This is a genomic window from Propioniciclava sp. LT432 (genome assembly GCF_059515965.1).
In genome coordinates this window covers 81,389-101,251 of the sequence record NZ_JCAKNE010000004.1, presented here as the reverse complement: position 1 = coordinate 101,251, position 19,863 = coordinate 81,389, and the positions used below count along the sequence as shown (strand labels likewise).

21 protein-coding genes are annotated in these 19,863 nt (G+C 71.5%); 12 read left to right on the top strand and 9 right to left on the bottom strand.

What is annotated here, in order from left to right; translation table 11 throughout:
• Positions 1 to 66: 66 nt before the first annotated feature.
• Together AC5YDV_RS03210 and trpD are read left to right on the top strand one after the other, a co-directional pair.
• Complete coding sequence (locus AC5YDV_RS03210) at positions 67 to 492, top strand: response regulator (RefSeq protein WP_496182154.1); 426 nt, start codon at positions 67 to 69, stop codon at positions 490 to 492.
• Positions 489 to 1,535 (top strand): anthranilate phosphoribosyltransferase, encoded by a 1,047-nt coding sequence (trpD, locus tag AC5YDV_RS03205; RefSeq protein WP_496182153.1) that lies wholly within the window; start codon positions 489 to 491, stop codon positions 1,533 to 1,535. Before AC5YDV_RS03210 ends, trpD begins: the two co-directional genes overlap by 4 nt.
• Here trpD and AC5YDV_RS03200 read toward each other — a convergent pair.
• From AC5YDV_RS03200 to AC5YDV_RS03190, 3 genes are all read right to left on the bottom strand, one after another.
• Positions 1,513 to 2,211, bottom strand: coding sequence for a prepilin peptidase (locus AC5YDV_RS03200; protein ID WP_496182152.1), 699 nt, complete (start codon positions 2,209 to 2,211; stop codon positions 1,513 to 1,515). The genes trpD and AC5YDV_RS03200 overlap by 23 nt on opposite strands.
• A 9-nt stretch (positions 2,212 to 2,220) precedes the next feature.
• Positions 2,221 to 2,712, bottom strand: a complete 492-nt coding sequence (locus AC5YDV_RS03195; RefSeq protein ID WP_496182151.1) for a hypothetical protein — start codon at positions 2,710 to 2,712, stop codon at positions 2,221 to 2,223.
• A gap of 144 nt (positions 2,713 to 2,856) precedes the next feature.
• On the bottom strand, positions 2,857 to 3,789 hold the full coding sequence (locus AC5YDV_RS03190; protein ID WP_496182150.1) for a sunset domain-containing protein: 933 nt from the start codon (positions 3,787 to 3,789) through the stop codon (positions 2,857 to 2,859).
• A gap of 148 nt (positions 3,790 to 3,937) precedes the next feature.
• Here AC5YDV_RS03190 and AC5YDV_RS03185 point away from each other — a divergent pair, with 148 nt between their 5' ends.
• On the top strand, positions 3,938 to 4,456 hold the full coding sequence (locus AC5YDV_RS03185) for a peptidylprolyl isomerase (RefSeq protein WP_496182149.1): 519 nt from the start codon (positions 3,938 to 3,940) through the stop codon (positions 4,454 to 4,456).
• 72 nt (positions 4,457 to 4,528) lie between these two features.
• On the opposite strand, the gene AC5YDV_RS03180 is transcribed toward AC5YDV_RS03185, so the two are convergent.
• Both AC5YDV_RS03180 and AC5YDV_RS03175 read right to left on the bottom strand, forming a co-directional pair.
• Entirely contained in the window at positions 4,529 to 4,804 is a 276-nt protein-coding gene (locus AC5YDV_RS03180) for an Lrp/AsnC family transcriptional regulator (protein WP_496182148.1), read from the bottom strand.
• A 9-nt stretch (positions 4,805 to 4,813) separates the two neighbouring features.
• Positions 4,814 to 6,538 (bottom strand): DEDD exonuclease domain-containing protein, encoded by a 1,725-nt coding sequence (locus AC5YDV_RS03175; protein ID WP_496182147.1) that lies wholly within the window; start codon positions 6,536 to 6,538, stop codon positions 4,814 to 4,816.
• Positions 6,539 to 6,626: 88 nt separating this feature from the next.
• On the opposite strand from AC5YDV_RS03175, the gene AC5YDV_RS03170 reads away from it, so the two are divergent.
• Together AC5YDV_RS03170 and AC5YDV_RS03165 are read left to right on the top strand one after the other, a co-directional pair.
• Positions 6,627 to 7,829 (top strand): FAD-dependent oxidoreductase, encoded by a 1,203-nt coding sequence (locus AC5YDV_RS03170; RefSeq protein WP_496182146.1) that lies wholly within the window; start codon positions 6,627 to 6,629, stop codon positions 7,827 to 7,829.
• Positions 7,830 to 7,885: 56 nt separating this feature from the next.
• Positions 7,886 to 8,119, top strand: coding sequence for a hypothetical protein (locus AC5YDV_RS03165; RefSeq protein ID WP_496182145.1), 234 nt, complete (start codon positions 7,886 to 7,888; stop codon positions 8,117 to 8,119).
• Between the two features lies 1 nt (position 8,120).
• Here AC5YDV_RS03165 and AC5YDV_RS03160 read toward each other — a convergent pair whose 3' ends face one another.
• Positions 8,121 to 8,879: an alpha/beta hydrolase gene (locus AC5YDV_RS03160; RefSeq protein ID WP_496182144.1), complete on the bottom strand. Its 759-nt coding sequence runs from the start codon at positions 8,877 to 8,879 to the stop codon at positions 8,121 to 8,123.
• A 52-nt stretch (positions 8,880 to 8,931) separates the two neighbouring features.
• On the opposite strand from AC5YDV_RS03160, the gene AC5YDV_RS03155 reads away from it, so the two are divergent.
• The 3 genes from AC5YDV_RS03155 (at position 8,932) to AC5YDV_RS03145 (ending at position 12,168) form a co-directional block, all read left to right on the top strand.
• Entirely contained in the window at positions 8,932 to 9,690 is a 759-nt protein-coding gene (locus AC5YDV_RS03155; RefSeq protein ID WP_496182143.1) for a lysophospholipid acyltransferase family protein, read from the top strand.
• Positions 9,691 to 9,802: 112 nt separating this feature from the next.
• Positions 9,803 to 11,155: a class II 3-deoxy-7-phosphoheptulonate synthase gene (locus tag AC5YDV_RS03150; RefSeq protein WP_496182201.1), complete on the top strand. Its 1,353-nt coding sequence runs from the start codon at positions 9,803 to 9,805 to the stop codon at positions 11,153 to 11,155.
• Entirely contained in the window at positions 11,155 to 12,168 is a 1,014-nt protein-coding gene (locus tag AC5YDV_RS03145; RefSeq protein ID WP_496182142.1) for a threonine aldolase family protein, read from the top strand. The genes AC5YDV_RS03150 and AC5YDV_RS03145 overlap by 1 nt, the downstream gene beginning before the upstream one ends.
• 7 nt (positions 12,169 to 12,175) lie before the next feature.
• On the opposite strand, the gene AC5YDV_RS03140 is transcribed toward AC5YDV_RS03145, so the two are convergent.
• Positions 12,176 to 12,496 carry a thioredoxin family protein gene (locus tag AC5YDV_RS03140; RefSeq protein ID WP_496182141.1) on the bottom strand — a complete coding sequence of 107 codons (321 nt, stop codon included), beginning with the start codon at positions 12,494 to 12,496 and terminating at the stop codon, positions 12,176 to 12,178.
• Positions 12,497 to 12,518: 22 nt separating this feature from the next.
• On the opposite strand from AC5YDV_RS03140, the gene AC5YDV_RS03135 reads away from it, so the two are divergent.
• Both AC5YDV_RS03135 and argE read left to right on the top strand, forming a co-directional pair.
• Positions 12,519 to 13,166, top strand: coding sequence for an MBL fold metallo-hydrolase (locus tag AC5YDV_RS03135; RefSeq protein WP_496182140.1), 648 nt, complete (start codon positions 12,519 to 12,521; stop codon positions 13,164 to 13,166).
• A gap of 19 nt (positions 13,167 to 13,185) precedes the next feature.
• On the top strand, positions 13,186 to 14,355 hold the full coding sequence (argE, locus tag AC5YDV_RS03130; protein WP_496182139.1) for an acetylornithine deacetylase: 1,170 nt from the start codon (positions 13,186 to 13,188) through the stop codon (positions 14,353 to 14,355).
• A 64-nt stretch (positions 14,356 to 14,419) separates the two neighbouring features.
• Here the strand turns inward: argE and pknB are convergent, their stop codons facing one another.
• Positions 14,420 to 16,450 (bottom strand): Stk1 family PASTA domain-containing Ser/Thr kinase, encoded by a 2,031-nt coding sequence (gene pknB / locus AC5YDV_RS03125; protein ID WP_496182138.1) that lies wholly within the window; start codon positions 16,448 to 16,450, stop codon positions 14,420 to 14,422.
• A 140-nt stretch (positions 16,451 to 16,590) separates the two neighbouring features.
• On the opposite strand from pknB, the gene AC5YDV_RS03120 reads away from it, so the two are divergent.
• Positions 16,591 to 17,331: a thiamine phosphate synthase gene (locus tag AC5YDV_RS03120; protein WP_496182137.1), complete on the top strand. Its 741-nt coding sequence runs from the start codon at positions 16,591 to 16,593 to the stop codon at positions 17,329 to 17,331.
• A gap of 33 nt (positions 17,332 to 17,364) precedes the next feature.
• Here the strand turns inward: AC5YDV_RS03120 and AC5YDV_RS03115 are convergent, their stop codons facing one another.
• A complete protein-coding gene (locus AC5YDV_RS03115) occupies positions 17,365 to 18,480 on the bottom strand; it encodes a polyprenyl synthetase family protein (protein ID WP_496182136.1) in 1,116 nt (371 codons plus the stop codon).
• Between the two features lie 51 nt (positions 18,481 to 18,531).
• On the opposite strand from AC5YDV_RS03115, the gene AC5YDV_RS03110 reads away from it, so the two are divergent.
• Positions 18,532 to 19,419 carry a methylenetetrahydrofolate reductase gene (locus AC5YDV_RS03110; protein WP_496182135.1) on the top strand — a complete coding sequence of 296 codons (888 nt, stop codon included), beginning with the start codon at positions 18,532 to 18,534 and terminating at the stop codon, positions 19,417 to 19,419.
• Positions 19,420 to 19,863 lie beyond the last annotated feature (444 nt).

Genomic DNA, 19,863 nt, shown 5'->3' with positions numbered 1-19,863 from the left:
CGTGCACGTCCCATGGTGGCGGGGCTACGATGACGAGGAATCCCGACTTGGAGAAGTGAGGACGCGATGAGCGAAGAGGCACCCGCCGCGAAGGCGACCATCTTGGTCTACTCCGACGACCGGAGCACCCGCGACCAGGTCAGGTTCGCGCTGGGGCGCCGAGTCGCCGCCGACCTGCCCGAGGTCGAGATCGTCGAGTGCGCCACCCACCAGGCGGTGAGCCGGGCTCTGGACGCCGGGGGCATCGACCTCGTGGTCATGGACGGTGAGGCCACCCCCGCCGGTGGGATGGGGTTGTGCCGCCAGGTCAAGGATGAGCACGCCAACTGCCCGCCGGTCGTCCTCCTGGTGGCACGCGTCGCCGACGCCTGGCTGGCCACCTGGTCCCGAGCGGACGCCGTGGTGGCCTACCCGATCGACCCCCTGCGCCTCCCCGCCGCTGTTGCGGACACCCTTCGGCTGCGTCTCGCCGGCAAGGCGCAGGCACGGTGAGCCCGACCTGGCCAGACCTGCTCACCTCACTGGTCAACCGCCAGGACCTTGACCAGGAGAACACCTCCTGGGCGATGAATGAGATCCTCGCCGGCGCCGCCACGCCCGTGCAGGTGGCCGGCTTCATGGTCGCGCTCCAGGCGAAGGGGGCGACCCCTGGCGAGCTCAACGGGCTCGTGACCGCGATGCTCGACAACGCTCGCCCCATCCAGTTGCCCTCCCGCGAGGCGGTCGACATCGTCGGCACCGGCGGCGACCGTGCCAACACGGTCAACATCTCGACCATGGCGTCGATGGTGGCGACGGCTGCCGGAGCGAAGGTCGTCAAGCACGGCAACCGGGCCGCGTCCAGCAAGAGCGGAACGGCTGACTGCCTGGAGGCCCTGGGTGTCGTCCTGGACCTCGACCCATCCGTGCAGGGCCGCGTGTTCGAGGAGACCGGCATCGTCTTCCTCTTCGCGTCCCACTACCACCCTTCCCTGCGGCATGCGGCGGTGCCGCGGCGTGAGCTGGGGATCCGCACCACCTTCAACTACCTCGGACCGTTGGCGAACCCGGCCCGTCCCCTCGCCCAGGCGATCGGCGTGGCCGATCCCGTGGTGGCGGCCCTGGTGGCCGACGTGGTGGCCGGACGCGGCAATCGCGGCCTGGTCTTCCACGGCGGTGATGGCCTCGACGAGCTGACCACCACCACGACGTCGGACGTCTGGGTCATCCGCGATGGTCGCGTGGTGAAGACGACGCTCGACCCGACCGAGCTGGGGATCGCGGTCGCGACGAAGGAGGCGCTCGTCGGGGGCGAACCCGCGTACAACGCTCAGGTCGTCCGTGACACCTTCGCCGGCCAGACCGGGGCCGTCCGGGACATCGTGCTCCTCAACGCAGCCGCGGCGATCCTTGCCTTCGACGGCCCCGACCTGGATGCCGACCTCACCGAGCAGTTCCGTGAGCCGCTGGCGCGCGCCACCGCCGCCATCGATTCGGGTGAGGCGAGCCGCCTGCTGGAACGGTGGGTGGCCCTCACCCAGTCGCTGGCCAGCTGAGCCCCGACCCGCCCAGCGTGGCGCGGGCCAGCAGAGCCAGGAAGGGCCCGGCCAACAGTCCCGGCCCGTAGGGGAACGCCCCCGTTCGGCCGGTCAGGCGGTGGGTGACGCCGACGCCGGCACCCGCAAGGGTGCCGAGCAGGAGGGCCCAGAAGACCAGCTCCACCGAGTCCACCGCGGTGACCGCGCCAATGGTCGCCGCCAGCCGGACGTCCCCGTACCCGAAGGCTCCCGTCACGCGCCACAGCACGTGGAAGAGGCCGCCGAGGGCGACGGCACCCATGACGGCGGCTAGCACCGGGGACCAGGCGCCGGCGGTGACGGCCACCACGAGCACGCCGGCCGATGCCATGAGCCAACCGGCGCGGGCCAGCGGCAGGGGCAACCACGTGGTGCGCGCGTCGATCATGCAGGCGATCACTCCCGCCGTCGACAGTGCCGCCCACGCCGGCCAGTGCTGCCACGGCAGGCTGAGCGCGACCACGAGACCCGCGGCGAGGCTCGTGGCGGCTGTGGCGGTCACGAAGGGTCGCGTGGACAACGAGTGGTACGGCGGCTTGCCGTCCGGGGCAGCCGGTTCGGGCAACGCGCGCAGGGTAGCAGGCGTGAGGACGGCGGTCACCAGGGCTGTCGTCGCCGCCCAGAGGATGGCGGTGGCGGGGGTGGGCCAGAGCACGGTTGCACCTTAGGCCGCGGCGAGGGCGCGGAGCGTCAGGGCCCGGTCGGCGGTCTCGATGGCCACGCGGGCCCGCACGGCGACCTCGGCGGACACCGTCTCCGGTTCGCCGTCGACCAGGGCGGCGGCATGGGCGGGGTCGCACCCGAGCAGCTGCGCGAGGTGACCCAGCGGGAGGCCCATCGAGAGCAGGTGGGCCGCGCGGGCGCAGGTCGGACCGGACTGGACGTGGGTGTGGCGGAGCCGGTCCAATTCCTCGGGTTGCACCGACCAGATCCTGTGGGCGGTCACGCGGGGGATGCGCCGCAGTCGCGGGGTCGGCTTGGGCTGGTCACCTTCGGGTGGCACGAGGCGGGAGGCCGTGCGGAGAGGGACGCCCGCGAAGGTCGCCACCACCTGCCACGGCAGGCCTGAGGCGCTGCAGAGCCGGTGGAGGTGGGCGGCGAACGGCGCGGCGTCGACCCATTTGTCGAGTTCGATGGTGCGGATGGGACGGGACATGGTGGCCTCCTGGGGATGTTCCAACCAAGAAGGCCTCTCGGAGGGCCGGATCGTGAGTGGCAGGCGTCACGTTCATCGAGCAAACGGCGGAACGGGGCGCGACCGTGGTGGTCGCGCCCCGTTCCCGGGTCCATCACAGGGATGTCAACGCTGGGCCTTCGTGAAGCCGGCGGCTTCTGCGGCAGCCTCGTTGGTGAACCAGACGTCGGCGATGGTGCGCTCATAGCCGCCCTTGCCCGGCACGTGGTACTTCATCGATCGTTCGTTGCCCTTGATGTCGAAGCCCTCCGGCGGCTCGGCCCCCACGTAGGAGTCGGCCCCGTAAGGGCTAGCCACGAAAGGGGCCGCATCGCCCTCCCCGGTGTCGGTCACGTCGCCTGCGCTCGTCGCGATGGGATCGTCGGTCGGCAGGGTCTGGCCGCCGTCCTCGATCCACTGCTCAGCGGCGTCCTCCTCGGTCTGCTCGTCGGCGGCCGCCGTGGCGAGGTCGTCGACGATCTTCTGCGTCGAGGTGGGGACGTACGGCTGGCTCGGCTCGTGGGCCTGCCAGCCGGAGTCATCGGGGGAGAGGAACTTCTTCACGGCGAAGACCACGACCGCGAGGAGACCGCCCGCAAGGAGGACACGACCCAGGGTGCCCCAGACCGACGACTTCTTCCTGGGGGCGGGAACCTCGGGGAGTTCGACCTTGGCGATGTCATCGGCTGCAGTGTGCAGGACGTCGCTCAGCGCGGGCAGGAGGCCGTACTGGACCTTGGTGCGAGCCGTCTCGACCGCGGGCGCGATGCGGGCGTAGGCGTCGTCAAGGGCGGGGGACACGCGCTCGAGGGCTTCGTCGAGCTTGGGGCGGGCGGCGTCCACAGCGCCGGCCGCAAGCTTGGCACCCCGCTTCTTGGCGTCCTTGGCGTAGGGGCCGATGTACTCGCCGGCCTGCTGGAGTGCGTCCTGCGCCCGCGGGGCCAGGTACTCCTGGGCCTGCTGCAGGTACACCTGAGCCTGGGCAAGGGCGTCCTTGCCGAGGTCGCTCGCGGCGTGGGTGGTGTCACCGACGGCGCGTTCGAACTGCTTCCGGTTCACGGGTTTCCTCCGTTGCGGTTGTGTGGTTCGCGTGATCGCGTGCCCCCACCGTACCCAAGGCGTGTCGCCGAACAACAGGGTCTGTTGGGTAACGTGGACCGCGCACGTTGCGCCGTCCGGCGCGAGTAACGACGCGAAAGGATCGACCGTGGCCCAGCAGGCGACGCTCCACACCAACCACGGGGACATCGTCCTCAACCTGTTCGCTGAGCAGGCTCCCAACACCGTCGACAACTTCGTCGGCCTCGCAACCGGCACCAAGGAGTACCGCGACCCCGAGTCCGGAGCCGCGACGACCGGCAGGTTCTACGACGGCCTCGTCTTCCACCGCATCATCGACGGCTTCATGATCCAGGGCGGCTGCCCGCTGGGCACCGGTACGGGCGGCCCCGGCTACCGCTTCGGGGACGAGTTCCACCCCGACCTGGCCTTCAACAAGCCCTACCTGCTCGCGATGGCGAACGCCGGCCCGGGCACCAACGGCTCGCAGTTCTTCATCACGGTCGCTCCGACCCCGCACCTGAACTTCCGCCACACGATCTTCGGCGAGGTGGCCGACCAGGCCAGTCGCGACGTCGTCGACACGATCGCCAACGTGCGCACCGGCCGTGGCGACCGCCCGGTCGAGCCTGTCGTGATCGAGTCGGTCGAGGTCACCGAGGCCTGAGCCCCAACGCCAGATCGGACGCCCCCGCCGCAGTGGCGGGGGCGTCCGTCGTTCGTGGGCCTCGAGATGCGTTCACTCCCCGAGGGAGAAGGCCGCCTCCAGGTCGTGGGTGGAGTAGGCGCGGAACGCCAGGTGGGTCTCCGTGGCCGTGACGCCGGGGACCTTGTTGATCTGGCCCGTGACGACGTCGGCGATCGACTCCACGTCGCGGGTGCGGACCATGGCGACGAGGTCGATGTCACCGGTCACGGAGTAGACCTCGGTCACGCCCTCCAGGGCGGCAACCTCTTCGGCGACCTCGGGCACCCGGTTGACCTCGGTCCTGATGAAGACGATGGCGGTGTTCATGGTTCCACCCTAATCCAGCACGGGGGCGCCCGGGAGCGCGTGCCGTGGCAGGTCGTCGAGCGCGATGGATCCGTGGAGCGGCCAGGCCCAGTCGCCGGTGATGTCGATGATGCGGGTACCCGCGCGCTCCAGCCAGGAGGCGACCCGCTCCGCCTCCTCGATCGTCGCGGCGGGCAGCCCCGGCAGCGGCTCCGCCACCTGCTCGGCCGCACGCAGCGCGTCCCGTGCCACGGCCTGGACGACCTCGCCCGGCCTGGCCAGCGCCGCTGCGGCGAGCCTTCCGTGCCGGATGACGTGGACCTCCCACCCCTCCTCGCCCCGGCTCGCGGCGACCACCTGGGGGCAGCGCGCCAGGGCCTCGATGCGGCGGGCCCGCGTCGAGGCGCGGACGAACGCCTCCAGTCGGGCCGTGAGCCGCCCGGCCTCCTCGAACCGCTCGGCCTCGATGAGCTTCGCGAGGCGCTCCCGCGGGGCTCGGAGGACCCCACGCACGTCGACCGTGAGGCTGGCGCGCACGGCGTCCGTCATGGTGGCGTAGTCGGCGCGGGAGGTCGTGCCGTCGCAGGGGGCGAGGCACTTGCCGAGGTCGCCCAGGGCACAGCGGCCCGTGCGTCTGCGCTCCGAGATGCGCTCGGTGCACTGGCGGATCGGGAAGGCCTCGTACACCGCCAGCGCCGCCTGTTCGGCGGCCTCGCGGCGGGAGAAGGGCCCGAAGTAGCGCGCGCCGTCGTCCGTGACCCTGCGCACCAGCGACAGCCGCGGGTACGCCTCATCCGTGAGCTTCAGCCACTGTTGCCGTTCGGGGAACTTCGACCGCTTGTTGTAGCGGGGGGCGTGGGCGGCGATGAGGCGCAACTCCAGGACCTCTGCCTCCAGCGGCGTCCGGCAGACGGTCGTCTCCACGCCCGTGCTGATGCGGACCATCTCCTCCATGCGCGGGCGCTTCTCCGCCGCGGTGAAGTAGCTGCGCACCCGGTTGCGCAGGTTCACGCTCTTGCCGACGTAGAGGACCTGCCGTCGGACGGTGCCGTCACGGTCCGGCAGGTCGGCGACGAACTGGTAGATGCCCGGCGCCGCGGGCACGTCGGACGCGAAGGTGCGCTTCGCACGCCGCTCCGGTGAGACCCCTCGGGTGAACTCCAGCAAGTCCTCCAGCGTGTGGACGCCGAGGTTCCCGACCCGCTCCAGCAGGCCGTGCAGCACGTGGACCGTCGCGCGGGCGTCCGTCAGGGCCCGGTGGTTCGGCGCCTCGGGGGCGTGGAAGTGCCGGGCGAGGGTGGCGAGCTTGACGTTCGGCACTTCGTCGCGCAGGAGGACGCCGCGGGCCAGGGCCACCGTGTCGACGACCCCGAAGCCCGGCCACGGGATGTCCTGGGCCGCGCACGCCCGCTTCAGGAACCCCACGTCGAAGCCCGCGTTGTGGGCGACGAGGACGGCGCCCCGGGCGAACTCGAGGAAGGGTGGGATCACCTGGTCGACGCGCGGGGCGTCCGCCACCATCACGTTCGTGATGCCCGTCAGGACGGAGATGAGCGGCGGGATGTGCGCGTTCGGGTTGACCAGCGTCTGGAACTCGCCCCTCACCTCGCCTCCCTCGACCCGGACGGCGCCCACCTCGGTGATCGACGCGTCCGCCCCCGCCCCCGTCGTCTCAAGGTCGACCACCACGAACGGCGTGGTCGCGAGGTGGCGGCCGAGGTCGTCGAAGCTGGGTTGGAGGGCGGACGTCGTCATGGCAGGAGACGATAGGGGCGGGGTCCGACGTTTCCGGGCAACCCGGGGGGCCGGGAATCGAACGGGCGCCGCGCCGGTTGGGATGAGCATGACCTTGATCGCCCAGCTCGCTGACCGCCACGTCGACGTCACGATCGTCGGTGCCGGACAGGCCGGGCTCGCCGCCGCCCACGAACTGGTGGTGCGAGGCTTCGTGCCGGGCGAGTCGATGGTCGTCCTCGACGGCAACGACGGCCCGGGCGGGGCGTGGCGGCACCGCTGGGACAGCCTGACCTTCGACCGGGCGCACGGCGTCGCGGACCTTCCGGGACTGCCGCTCGGGCGTCCCGACCCCCAGGTGCCCTCGCGCCTGGAGGACGCCTTCGGCCTGGCGGTCGTCCGGCCGGTGCAGGTGGTGGCGGTCCGGGAGGCCGGGCTCGCTGGACGACCCGGGGCGCTCCGGGTCGAGGCGACCGGTCCGGACGGGCCGTTCAGCTTCACCACCACACTGCTCGTCTCGGCGACGGGCACGTGGACGAACCCCTTCGTGCCGCACGTCCCGGGCATCGAGACCTTCACCGGGCGCCAGCTGCGCACGGTCGACTACACGCGCCCCGAGGACTTCGCCGACCAGCGCGTCCTGGTCGTCGGGGGAGGGCTGAGCGCGGTCCAGTTCCTGCTGCCGATCGCGAAGTTCGCCGCGACGACGACGTGGGCGACGCGGCGTCCGCCGAACTTCACCGCCTCGCCGTTCGTGAAGAGCGACTGGGGCGTGGCCGTCGAGCGGGCCGTCCGGGAGCGGACGGGTGCGGGGCTCCCGCCGGCGTCGGTGGTGCGGACCACGGGGATCCCGCTGTGGCGCGACTACCTCGACGGGGTGGACGCCGGCGTGCTGGTCTCGCGCGGCATGGTGCGCTCCTTCGGTCCGACGACGGCGCGCTTCGAGCCCGAGCCGGCGTTCGCCCACGGCGCCGAGGGGCTGGGGCCCAGCGCGTCCGGCGCGCTGGTGGTGCCGCGGTCCTGGCAGCCGTACGACGCGGTCACCGACGTGGAGGTGGACACGGTGCTGTGGGCCACGGGCTTCCGTGCCGCGCTCAAGCACCTCGCGCCCCTGCGGCTCCGTGAGCCCGGTGGCGGCATCCTCATGCCTGACGAGGTCCGCGTGGCGAAGGACGACCGGATCCTGCTCGTGGGCTACGGCTCATCCGCCTCCACCACCGGCGCGACGCGGGCCGGACGCCGTGCGGGCCGCGCGGCGGCGGCGCGGTTGGGGGTCCGGGGGACGGCGCGCGAGCTCGTGCGACAAGCCTGAACGTCGGCTCACACCCTCTCCGGAGAAATGTCGGACCGCCCTGCGAGGGTGGGCACATGGAGACGATGCTGGTCGATTGCCACGCCTGTGCCGCCCGCGGGCCGGCCTGTGGCGAATGCGTGGTCTCGGTGCTGCTGGGTGCACCGGGCGAGCAGGGGGCGGGTCTGGCCCCCGATGAACGGGCGGCGCTGGACGCCTTGGCCTCCGGCGGCCTCCTGCCGCCCCTCCGGCTGGTGCACGCCGTCGAGCGTGTGCCCGAGGAGAGGTGGCCCCGGACGCGCCGGGCCTAGCTCACTGCTGGCGGCCCCGTGCCGCGATCCGGTCGACGAACTGCAGCGACTGCTCGACGATGGTGTTCGCGTCGTGGTCGAGCGTGGCCACGTGGTAGCTGTTCGGCAGGTGCACCTCGGTGATGTCGGCCGACGACACCAGGCGCAGGATCGTGTCCGACGAGGAGCCGGGCACGACGTGGTCCACGGTCGAGCGGAACAGGATCATCGGGCACGTGACCAGGTCGAGCACCGATCGCACGTCGGTCCACAGCTTGTGCAACTCGTGCACGCCGTAAACCGGGGTCATGTCGTAGGCGCCCTCGTCGACGCCCTCCAGCGCGATGTCGTTGCCGATCGAGGGCGTCGCCGGCACGAGGTACTTCAACACGCCCGCGAAGCGCGCCATGGGGTCGACGGCACCGAGGGCGGGATTGACCAGCATCAGCCCCGCCACGTCGGTGTGGTGCTGGGCCAGCCGCAGGGCCAGCGAGCCACCCATCGACAGCCCGGCGATGAACACCTGCTCACACCGCTCCTGGAGGCGCTGGTACTCGGCGTCGACGCAGTCGTACCAGTCGCGCCAGCTGGTGACGTTGAGCTCCTGCCACACCGTCCCGTGCCCGGGCAGGAGGGGCAGCGCCACGGTGTGTCCGGCCTCGGCGGCCTGGTCGGCCCAGCCGCGCAGCGAGGCGGGCGAACCGGTGAAGCCGTGGCAGAACAGGATGCCCACGTCGTCGCCGTCGGCGTGGAAGGGGCGCAGGTGGTCCGGGTTCGCCATGGCGCCATCGTAGGGGTGCGCGACCATTAGGCTGCCCGGCAGGAGGTAAGCGATGAGTTGGTACGGGTTCTTCAAGGTGCCCTTCGTGCAGTTCGTCAAGCACGGGTACAAGGCCACGATCACGGGGGCCGAGAACATCCCGAGCACGGGCGGGGTCATCCTCGCCAGCAACCACGTCTCCTACGCCGACACCTTCCTCACGCCGGCGCTCATCGACCGCCAGGTCACGCTCCCCGTCAAGGCGGAGGCATTCCGCCGCGACCAGGGCCTCGTGTGGGGCGTCATCGGCTGGTTCCTCAAGGCCGTGGGCATGGTGCCGATCGACCGCACGGGCGGACGCGCCGCGATCGACGGGCTCGGTCCGGTCATCGAGGCGCTCGAGCAGGGGCGCGTCGTCGGCATCTACCCCGAGGGCACTCGGTCGCCCGACGGGCGGCTCTACCAGGGCAAGACGGGGGTAGCGCGCCTCGCGCTGACCACCGGCGCACCGGTGGTTCCGGTCGGGATCCTCGACGCGCAGATCACCGGCAAGAAGTTCGGCATCCCGTGGGTCGATCGCCCGCGCATCGTCGTCGGCAAGCCGTTGGACTTCTCCCCGTGGAAGGGCCTGCAGGAGGACCGCGCGATGGGGCGCTGGGTCACCGACGAGGTCATGGCCGCCATCCAGCAGCTCACGGGCCAGACGTACGTGCAGGCCTACGCGTCCTCGATCAAGTCGGGGTCGATGGACGCCGCGGAGGCGGATCGTCGCGTCCGGGAGCGCCCCGGAGGCGGCCCCGCGCCCACGCCGCCCCCCAACGCGTCCGCCTGAGGGGCGCAGCCGGCTGGGTACCGCGTGGCGGTACCGGTCGGGGAGGGGGTGGGGTGCCGACTATTCTGGGCCGGTGTCCACGACCATCCCTTCGCTGACTGACCTCCACACCATGGGAGCGGCCCAGCAGCCGACCTATCCCGACGCCGAGGCGCTTGCGTCCGTGGTGAGTGAGTTGCGGCAGCGGCCGCCGTTGGTGTTCGCGGGCGAGGCGGACGAGTTGAAGTCCCGCATCGCCGACGTCGCGGCCGGCCGGGCGTTCATGCTCCAGGCCGGTGACTGTGCGGAGACGTTCGGCAACGTGACCGCGGTGAACATCCGCAACGCGCTGCGGGTCCAGCTGTCCATGGCGGTCGTGCTGCAGTACGCCGCTCAGGTGCCGGTCGTGAAGGTGGGCCGCATCGCCGGCCAGTACGCCAAGCCGCGCAGCAGCAACGACGAGACCCGCGACGGGGTGACCTTGCCGTCCTACCGCGGCGACGCCGTCAATGGAATCGACTTCAACGCGGCGTCCCGCTCCCACGACCCGCGGCGCCTGCTCGAGGTCTACAACTCCTCGGCAGCCACGCTGAACCTTGTCCGGGCGTTCGTCCACGGCGGCTTCGCCGACCTGCGGACCGTCCACAGCTGGAACACCGACTTCGTCCGCAACTCGAGGGTGGAGGCGAAGTACGAGCAACTCGCCGACGAGATCGAGCGCGCGATGGCCTTCATGATCGCCTGTGGCGTGCACGACGATGCGTTCCGCACTGTCGACTACTGGGCCTCGCACGAGGCGCTGCTCATGGAGTACGAACACGCGCTGACCCGCATCGACTCCCGCACGGGGTTGGCCTACGGCACGTCCGGGCACCTGCTTTGGATCGGCGAGCGCACGCGCCAGATCGACGGCGCGCACGTCGAGCTGCTGAGCAAGCTCCGCAACCCGGTCGGCGTCAAGCTCGGCCCCTCGACGACGCAGGCGCAGGCGCGCGAGATCGTCGAGCGGCTCGACCCCGACAACGAGCCGGGACGCCTCACGCTCATCACGCGCATGGGGGCCGGCAAGGTCCGGGACGCGCTGCCGCCGATCATCGAGGCCGTGGAGGCCACCGGGCGCAAGGTCGCCTGGGTCTGCGACCCGATGCACGGCAACACCTACTCGACGGCTCGTGGCTACAAGACGCGTGCCTTCCCCGTCATCTGGGACGAGGTGGACGGCTTCTTCGACGTGCACGCCGAGCTGGGCACTTGGCCGGGCGGCGTCCACATCGAGCTGACGGGCAACGACGTCACCGAGTGCGTGGGCGGTGTCGACGAACTCGACGAGGACGCGCTCGCGGACCGCTACGAGACCGCCTGCGACCCGCGCCTGAACCGCAACCAGGGCATCGAGCTCGCGTTCTACCTCGCCGAGCGCCTGCGGAACGACATCCTGCGCCGCGGCAGCAACCCGGTGCAGGAGTTCGTGCCGCGGGAGATGTGATGATCGACCTCCGGTCGGACACGCTCACCCAACCGACGGACGCGATGCGCGCGGCGATGGCCGCCGCACCGGTCGGGGACGACGTGTACGCCGAGGACCCGACGATCGGCGAGCTCGAGGCTCGGGTGGCCGCGCTGCTCGGCCACGAGGCGGGCCTGTTCTGCGCGACCGGTTCGCTGGCGAACGTCTTGGGCGTCGCGCAGCACGTCCGCCCGGGGCAGGAGGTGCTCTGTGACTCGGGTGCGCACATCGCCCGAGCCGAGATGGGTGCCCACGGGGCGCTGACCGGCGTGACCATGCGGACGTGGGTGACGTCCGACGGGCGTGTCGACCCCGCCGCGGTGGAGGCCCTGCTGTCTCCCGACGCCGGCCCCTACCTCGTCTCGACGGCCTGCGTCGAGGTCGAGAACACGCACAACTTCGGTGGCGGGACGGTGCAGGCGCTCGACGCGTTGGGGGCCGTGTCGTCCCTCTGTCGGGACGCGGGGGTCGCGCTGCACCTGGACGGCGCGCGCCTGTGGAACGCCCACGTGGCGACCGGCGTGCCGCTGGCCACCTACGGCGCGCTGTTCGACACGGTCAGCGTGTGCTTCAGCAAGGGGCTGGGGGCGCCGGTCGGATCGGTTCTCGTCGGCTCGGCCGAGGCCATGGCGTCCGCGCGTGTGCTGCGCAAGAGGCTGGGGGCCGGCTGGCGTCAGGCCGGCCTGCTCGCCGCGGCCTGCCTGCACGCGCTGGACCACCACGTGGAACGGCTGGCGGACGACCACGCCGCGGCACGCGCCCTCGTGGAGCCCCTGCGCGCGGCGGGGGTGGCGGTCACCGATCCCGAGACCAACATCGTGGTCGTGCCCACCGGCACGCGCCCGGCCGCGGAGGTCGTGGCGTCGGCGTCCGAGCGTGGGGTGCGGATCTCGGCGGTCGGCTCGCGGGTCGTCCGAGCGGTGACGCACCTGGACGTCACGGTCGACCAGTGCCACGACGCCGGTGCGGTGCTGGCGGACCTCCTGGGCTGATCGGCGGTCAGGCGTCCAGGGCCGCGATCGCCTCGTCGACGGCCTGGCGGCTGCCCGGACGCACCACGCGTGACACCTCGACGCCGTCCCTCAGGAAGATGAGCGTCGGCCACAGCTTCACGCGGAACGAGCGACCCAGGGGACGGCCCTTGCCGTCCTCGGCGCGGATGCGGGTGATGTCAGGGCGCTCGGCCAGCGCCGGCTCGACGAAGCGGGAAGCCGCGCGGCAGTAGCCGCACCAGTCGGTGCCGAACTCGACCACGACGGCTCCGGGCATGGCGTCGACGGCGTCGCGGGTCGGTTGGTCGTGGAGGTAGCCAGTGCTCATGCGCCGAGCTTAGGTTGGTCCCATGCAGATCACGCACCTGGGCCATGCGTCCGTCCTGTTGGAGGTGGCCGACCGACGGATCATGTTCGATCCGGGCAACTTCTCGGACGTCTGGCACGGCCTGACGGACTTGGATGCCATCGTCGTCACACACCTGCACCCCGACCACATCGACCCCGACCACATCGGAGCGTTGATCGCCGACAACCCGGGCGCACAGGTGTGGGTGGAGCCGGGTGTGCTGAGTCACCACCAGCTGCCCGACGGCGTCCAAGGCATCGCGGAGGACGAGACGGTCGAGCTGGGCGGCGTCAGCATCGAGGCGGTCGGGGGCCTGCACGCGGTGATCCACCGCGACATCCCGCGCATCGGCAACGTCGGCCTCGTCGTGAGCGCCGAGGGGGAGCCGACGTTCTTCCACCCCGGCGACTCACTGGACACCGCGCCGGCGGGGGTCGACGTGATCGCGATCCCGATGATGGGGCCGTGGGCGGCCATGAAGGAGCACATCGACTTCCTGCGTGAGGTGGGGGCGCCCCAGGGGTTCGGCATCCACGAGGCGCTGCTGTCCGAGCGCGGCTGGAAGCTGGCGTTCGGGCGCTACAACGAGATGACGTCCACGACGGTGCACGACCTGCGTGACCGGACGCCGTGGGTCCCGACTCCGTGACGGTGGTAGACAGGTCGCCATGACGTCTCCCTCCACCGGCGTGCTCGAGTGGCTCGACCGCCTCATCGGCATCGACACCACCAGCCGCGACCCGAACCTGCCCCTCGTCGAACTGGTCGCCGAGCATGCACGGTCGCTGGGGTTGAGCGCGCACCTGTTCCCCAACGCGGACGGCACCAAGGCGAACCTCGTGGTGACGGTGCCCGACGCCGACGGCGGCACGGACGGTGGCGTCATGCTGAGCGGCCACAGCGACGTCGTCCCGGTGGACGGGCAGGCCTGGACGTCCGACCCCTTCGCGTTGGTCGAGCGCGATGGATTGCTGTACGGACGCGGCGTCACCGACATGAAGGGCTTCGACGCGGTCGTCGTCAACGCGCTCGCCGACCTGGTCGCCCAGCCCCTGCGCGAGCCGGTGCACGTGGCGCTGTCCTACGACGAGGAGATCGGCTGCGTCGGCGCCCAGCCGCTCGTGGACGGCCTGCGCTCGGTGGGCATCCTGCCGCGCGTGTGCTTCGTGGGGGAGCCCACGTCGATGCGGATGATCCGTGCCCACAAGTCGATCAACGTGCTGAAGGTCACCTTCCACGGCGTGGCGGCCCACTCGAGCCTGACCGCGGATGGTGTCAACGCGATCGAGTACGCCGCATCCGCGGTGCGGTACTGGCGTGACCAGTGCGACCGGTGGCGTGCTGAGGGTCCGTTCGACGACGCCTACCCCATCCCCTACACGACCGGTTCGGTGAACCTGATCAGCGGTGGCAACGGCGTGAACATCGTCCCGGCGGAGTGCACGCTGACGTGCGAGTTCCGATCCATCGCGGAGACGGACGACGAGCAGGTCTTCGCCGACTTCGAGGCGCACTGCCGTGAGCTCGAGCGGGCCATGAAGGCCGAGCACGCCGACGCGTGGGTCGACTTCGAGGTCGAGACCGCGACGGTCGGCCTCGACACCCCCGAGGGCGATCCCGTCGTCGAACTGGGCCGCGAGCTCGGGTTGGCCGTCGAGTCGGACAAGGTCACCTACGGCACCGAGGCCGGCATCTACTCGCTCGCGGGCATCTCGACGGTGGTGGTGGGTCCCGGCGACATCGCCCAGGCCCACAAGGCGGACGAGTTCATCGACCCCGACCAGCTCGCCCAGTGCGAGGCCTTCATCGGGCGGCTCATCCAGCACGTGCGGGTCTGAGCTCGGGGGAGCCTTCGGCGTCGGGAAGGGGAGCCTTCGGCGTCGGGAAGGGGAGCCCTCGGCGTCAGACGAGGTTCAGCGTGACCTTCGAACCCTTCGGGATGCTGGTGCCCTCACCCGGGTCGACGCTCAGCACCATGCCGAAGCCGCCGTTGACGAGGCGCCTGAACTCGGGGACGAGACCGGCGTCACGGAGCTTGGCGGCGGCGTTGTCGGCGCCCATTCCCCGCAGGCCCGACGGAACCGTCACCATGACCGGGCCCTTGGACACCACGGCCGACACCGATCCGCCGCGCAGCAGCGTGCCCCCGGTGGGGTCCTGGGAGATGATCGCGCCCTTGGGGACGGTGTCGTGGTTCTCCTCACCGAGGGAGAGCTTGAGGGCGTTCGCCTTGGCCCAGGCCTGCAGGTCGCCGGCGGGTTTGCCGGCGAAGCTCGTCACCTCCACCGGCGCGGGTCCCTTCGAGACCACGAGGTCGATGGGGGCGTTCCGCTTGGCGGCCGACCCGGACTCGGTACCCTGCGAGATCACCACGCCGGAGGGGATCGTGTCGTCGTACTCCTCGGTGACACGCCCGACCGACAAGGACGTCCCGGTGATCGCCTGCTCGGCCTCGTCGCGCTGCTTCCCGGCCACGGAGGGCACCTGGAACCGCTCGGGGCCCCGCGAGATCCACGCCGTCACCGTGCCCTCGCGCAGCACGCGGTCGCCCTCGGAAGGTTCATGACGGATCACCTGACCGGCGGGGACCGTCTCGCTGTACTCCTGCTGGAACTCCACCCGCACGTCGGACGCCAGGGCCGCGGCCTCGGCGTCCGCCTGCGTCAGGGAGGCCAGGGTCGGAGTGGTGGTCCACCGGCCCTCGAGCAGGTACCAGCCGCCTCCGCCGGCAGCGCCGAGGATGGCCAGCGTGGCGATCACCGCCACGATCCGGCCCCACCTCCTGCGCGGTTGCCGCGACGCGTGGGAGCCGCGGGGCCGGGTCGTCGGGGTCGGGCTCGGGGACAACTCCGGCAGCGCGCGCGTGTGCGGGGACTGCGGTGAGTAGGGGACGGGGCCGGTGCTGTAGAAGGGGGCACCGTCGACCGACACGTCGAACGTCGGTGACACGGGGGTCACCGGGGTGAAGCGCCGCTCGGCGCCGAGGTGCGGCGGCAGGGTGGGGACAGGGGTGGTGGCGCCGTCGGCCGGCTCCGGCTCCGTGCGGTGCATGCGGGCCGCGAGCGCCGGGTCGTCGACGATGCCGCGAGCCAGCGCGTCCTTCGCGGCGCGGAGGTGCCCGAGCAGGACGCCGGCGTCCGCGGGCCGGTTGGCGCGCTCACGATTGGCGGCGGTCATGACGAGGGCGTCCACGTACGGTGGGATGCCGCCGCGACCGTCGCGCCACGTCGCGGAGACCTCCATCGACGGTGCCGGGATCTGGTTGTGCACGTGGCTGTAGGCCACCTGGATCGGCGTCTCGCCCTGATGGGGCTTGCGACCGGTCAACAACTCGTACAGCACGATGCCGAGGGAGTACACGTCGGAGCGGGCGTCCCCCCGGCCGCGCGTGACGAGTTCCGGCGCGATGTAGCTGACGGTGCCGATCACCAGGCCCGTCGTCGCGGCGTTCGACTGCGCGGTCACCGCGCGGGCGAGCCCGAAGTCGGCGACCTTGACCTGGCCACGCTCGGAGATGAGGACGTTCTCGGGCTTGATGTCCCGGTGAATGATTCCCGCGGCGTGGGCGGCCGCCAGCGCGGACGCCACCGGTTCGAGGAGTTCGATGGCCCGCTGGGGATCCATGGGGGCCTCGCGGGTGATGAGCTGGCGCAGGGTGAAACCCTGGACGTACTCCATCACGATGTAGGGCCGCCCGTCGTCCATGCCCTGGTCGAACACGCTCACGACGTTGGGGTGCGACAGGTGGGCGGCGGCCCTGGCCTCGGCGTCGAAGCGGGCGGCGAAGTCGTCGGAGTCGCCGAGCCCGTCGTTCATCACCTTGATCGCGACCACGCGGGAGAGCCGCAGGTCGTTGGCGACGTAGACGGTGGCCATGCCCCCGCGCGCCAGCTTCTTGACGACCTCATATCGGTCGTCAAGCACTTGGCCCACCAGGCCACCGTTGCGGTCAGTCGTCAACACAGTTCTCCGGCATGGATCGGGGAAGAGAGGCATGCCAGCCCGCTTCGAGTGTAGGCAGGCGCGCGACACGCCCTCGCCTCGACCCGCCGGTGATGTGGCAGGCTTGCCTTGTGACCGCACTGATGGGGATTGAAACCCGGCTGAAGCTCGCCCGCCTGATCCACATCCTGCCCGACGAGCCGGTGTCGGCGGGGCCGCAGGCCCGCGCGTCCTACACCGGCGGCGCCGACGCGGTGATGCTGGACGAGAACCTCGCCGAGGCCATCGCCGACGACACCGCCGCTGTCGCGCTGGACGCCATCACCGAGGCGGCCCGCGCCACGCAGGGCCTGACCGCCTACTTCGGGCGGCCCGTCCGCGCCGCGGCCCTGTCGCCGGACCTCTTCGTCCTCGCCGACGACGAGGCCGACCCGGCCCGCACCCGCCGGATCGTGGGGGAGTGGACGCTGATCGGACGCCGGTGCAACTCGACCGAGGAGACCGAGGCCGCGCTGGCCCACCCCGACGTCGCCTTCCTGCTCGTGGGCCCGGGGCCGAACCTGATCCGGCACGCCGCCGAGAAGGCGCCGCAGCACGATCCGACGTCCAAGCCGTGGTTCGCCGTCGGTGGCATCACCCTGGAGTCGCTGGACGCCGTCCTGCGCGCCGGTGCCATGCGCGTCGCGGTGGGCGGGGCCATCACCCGGGCGTCCAACCCCGAGGCGGCCGCCCTCGCGATCAAGGATCGGCTGCGCACCGCCTGGAACGCCGACCCCCGGATGGAGGAGGTCACCAGCTCTGCGTTCGGCACGTCGCCGAAGCTGACCTTCGACCCCAACTTGGTCCCGCCGAGCGACGGCCGGCACCTCTGACGGCAACGGGCCTCGCGGCCCGATCACCCCGCTCTAGAAGTCTCGACGCACGGCGAGCCGGGCCAGGTTGGCCAGGCCCTCGCGTCCCGCGTCGCTGAGGTTGGCGTCCGCCAGGGCGGCCAGGGCGGCGTCGTATTCGCGGTGGATCTCCTCCTCCACGGCGTCGCGCGCGCCGGAGGCGTCGATGATGGCGCGGGCCCGGGCAACGCCCGCGGCGTCCAGATGGGGGTCCCCGAACAGCGTGGCCAGTTCGGCGGCGTCCGACTCGGTGGCCCGTCCGAACGCCTCGGCGGCGAGCAGGGTGAGCTTGCCGACGCGGAGGTCCTCGCCGGAGTCCTTGCCGGTGAGCGCCTCGTCGCCGTAGATGCCGAGCACGTCGTCGCGGTACTGGAACGCGCGGCCCAGCGGCTGGCCGAACGCGGTCAGGTCGTCGAGCTGCCCGGCGGACGCCCCGGCGATCGCGGCACCCAGCATCAGGGGGCGGCGGATCGTGTAGGAGGCTGACTTCCACGTGACGACGGTCCGGGTCAGCGCCGTCAGCTGCTCGCGTCCCTGCGGGGTGCGGCTCAGGGGGTACGGGTGGCGAGCCTGGGCGACGACGTCCAGGTACTGGCCGGCGGTCACCTCGGTGCGCACGGCCTCGACGTGCGGACGCCCGCGCTCGACCTCGTCGGGCCCCAAGCCGGCCCGGCGGAACATCTCCTCCGACCACACCAGGAGCAGGTCACCGAGCAGGATCGCGCCAGCGCGACCGAACTGCTCGGGGTCGCCGCGCCAGGACTCGCCGCGGTGGTCCGCCTCGAACTGGCGGTGGGCGGCGGGGACGCCACGGCGGAAGTCGGAGGCGTCCATCACGTCGTCGTGCATGAGCGCCGAGACGTGGAGCACGTCCAGCGAGGCGGCGGCCGTGACCACGGCGTCCGGGAGGTGGAGCGTGTCGGCCACGGCGGCGTACGCCCAGGCGCAGAACGCCGGACGAAGGCGCTTGCCGCCGTCGGTGAAGACGCGGGCGCGTTCCAGGAGCGGCGCCGTCGCGGGGTCGATGCCGTCGAGCACGAGGGACTGGCCGTCCAGGAACGAGGTGATCGCAGCCGACACCGCCGCGCGGAACTGGGCGGAGACGGGGCTGGAGGAAGCGAGGCTGACCACGTTGCGAGCGTACCGGCGCCCGCGCAGCGCCCCTGAACTAGGGTGGCCCGCATGTCTGTCTCCATCGTCGAACGTTTGGCCCGCCATGATGGCCCGACGTTCAGCGTGGAGTTCTTCCCGCCGTCCGACGACGCCGGCGTCCAGCAGCTGATCAAGACCGTCGACAGCCTGCGCCAGCACCGGCCCGACTGGATCTCGGTGACCTACGGTGCCACGGGAGCGAGCCGCTACAAGACCTTCGCCGCCGTGGGGGCGATCCGGGGGACGACCGACATCCCGTTGATGGGCCACCTGACGGTGGCCGGGCAGCCGCTGGGGGAGGTCCGGCGTGCGCTGGACGCCTACGCGCGGCTCGGCGTCACCCACATCCTCGCGCTCCGGGGCGACCCGCCCGGCGGCGGCGCGTTCGAGCCCCACCCGGACGGCTTCATCAACGCCACCGAGTTGGTGCGGTTCATCAAGGGCTACGGCGACTTCACGGTCGGCGTGGCGGCCTTCGCGAACCCGCACCCGGAGGGCTCGCCCGAGTTGGATGCCCGGATCCTGCTGGACAAGCAGGAGGCCGGCGCCGAGTTCGCCGTCTCGCAGATGTTCTTCGACCCGCAGGCGTACGTGTCGATGGTCGGACGGTTCCGCTCGCTCGGCGGCACCATGCCCGTGATCGCCGGCATCATGCCGATCACCGTCGCGTCGCAGATCGAGCGCTTCAGTGCGATGTCCGGGGCTCCGTTGCCCGCCGACGTCGTGGACCCGCTGCGCGCGGTGGGCGACGACAAGGAACGCTTCCGCCAGGTGGGCGTCGAGTTGGTCACCCAGATCTGTCGCGACGTCATCGAGGCCGGCGCCCCCGGGTTGCAGTTCTTCACGCTGAACCGCTCGACGGCCACATCGGAGATCCTGGGTCGGCTGCGCGCCGAGGGGCTCGCTGAGGCTTCCTGAACCCTGGGCTGGGTTACTGCCGAGGGCTCGGGTTCCCTACGCCGAGGGCTCGGGTTGGTGGTGCCGAGGGCTCGGATCGCATTGACGGAGCGCGTCTGGGTGATGCGGCCGGGGTGTTCAGGCCAATGTCGTAAGGCGACCGCGGGGCGCCGGCCACGGGTCCGCGCGTCGGGCCTGCTTGAGACGTCACGCACCGCCAGAGCAGCTCGTCCCGAACCTCGAGCCATGAACGACAAGTGGTTGGGGGCGACCAAGGGTGGGGGCGAGGGGCGGTCCCATTCCGGCTCACCACAGCCCAACAAGTCCGATGAAGTGTGGCGACGAAGGCGACCGAGGCTCTGGGCGCGCCGGTCACCCGGAGGTGAGCCCAGACTTCCCGAAGGATGGCCAGCAGTCAGCTCGAGTCTCGTACGGGAAACTCCACTCACGAGGCCGGCCGAGCCC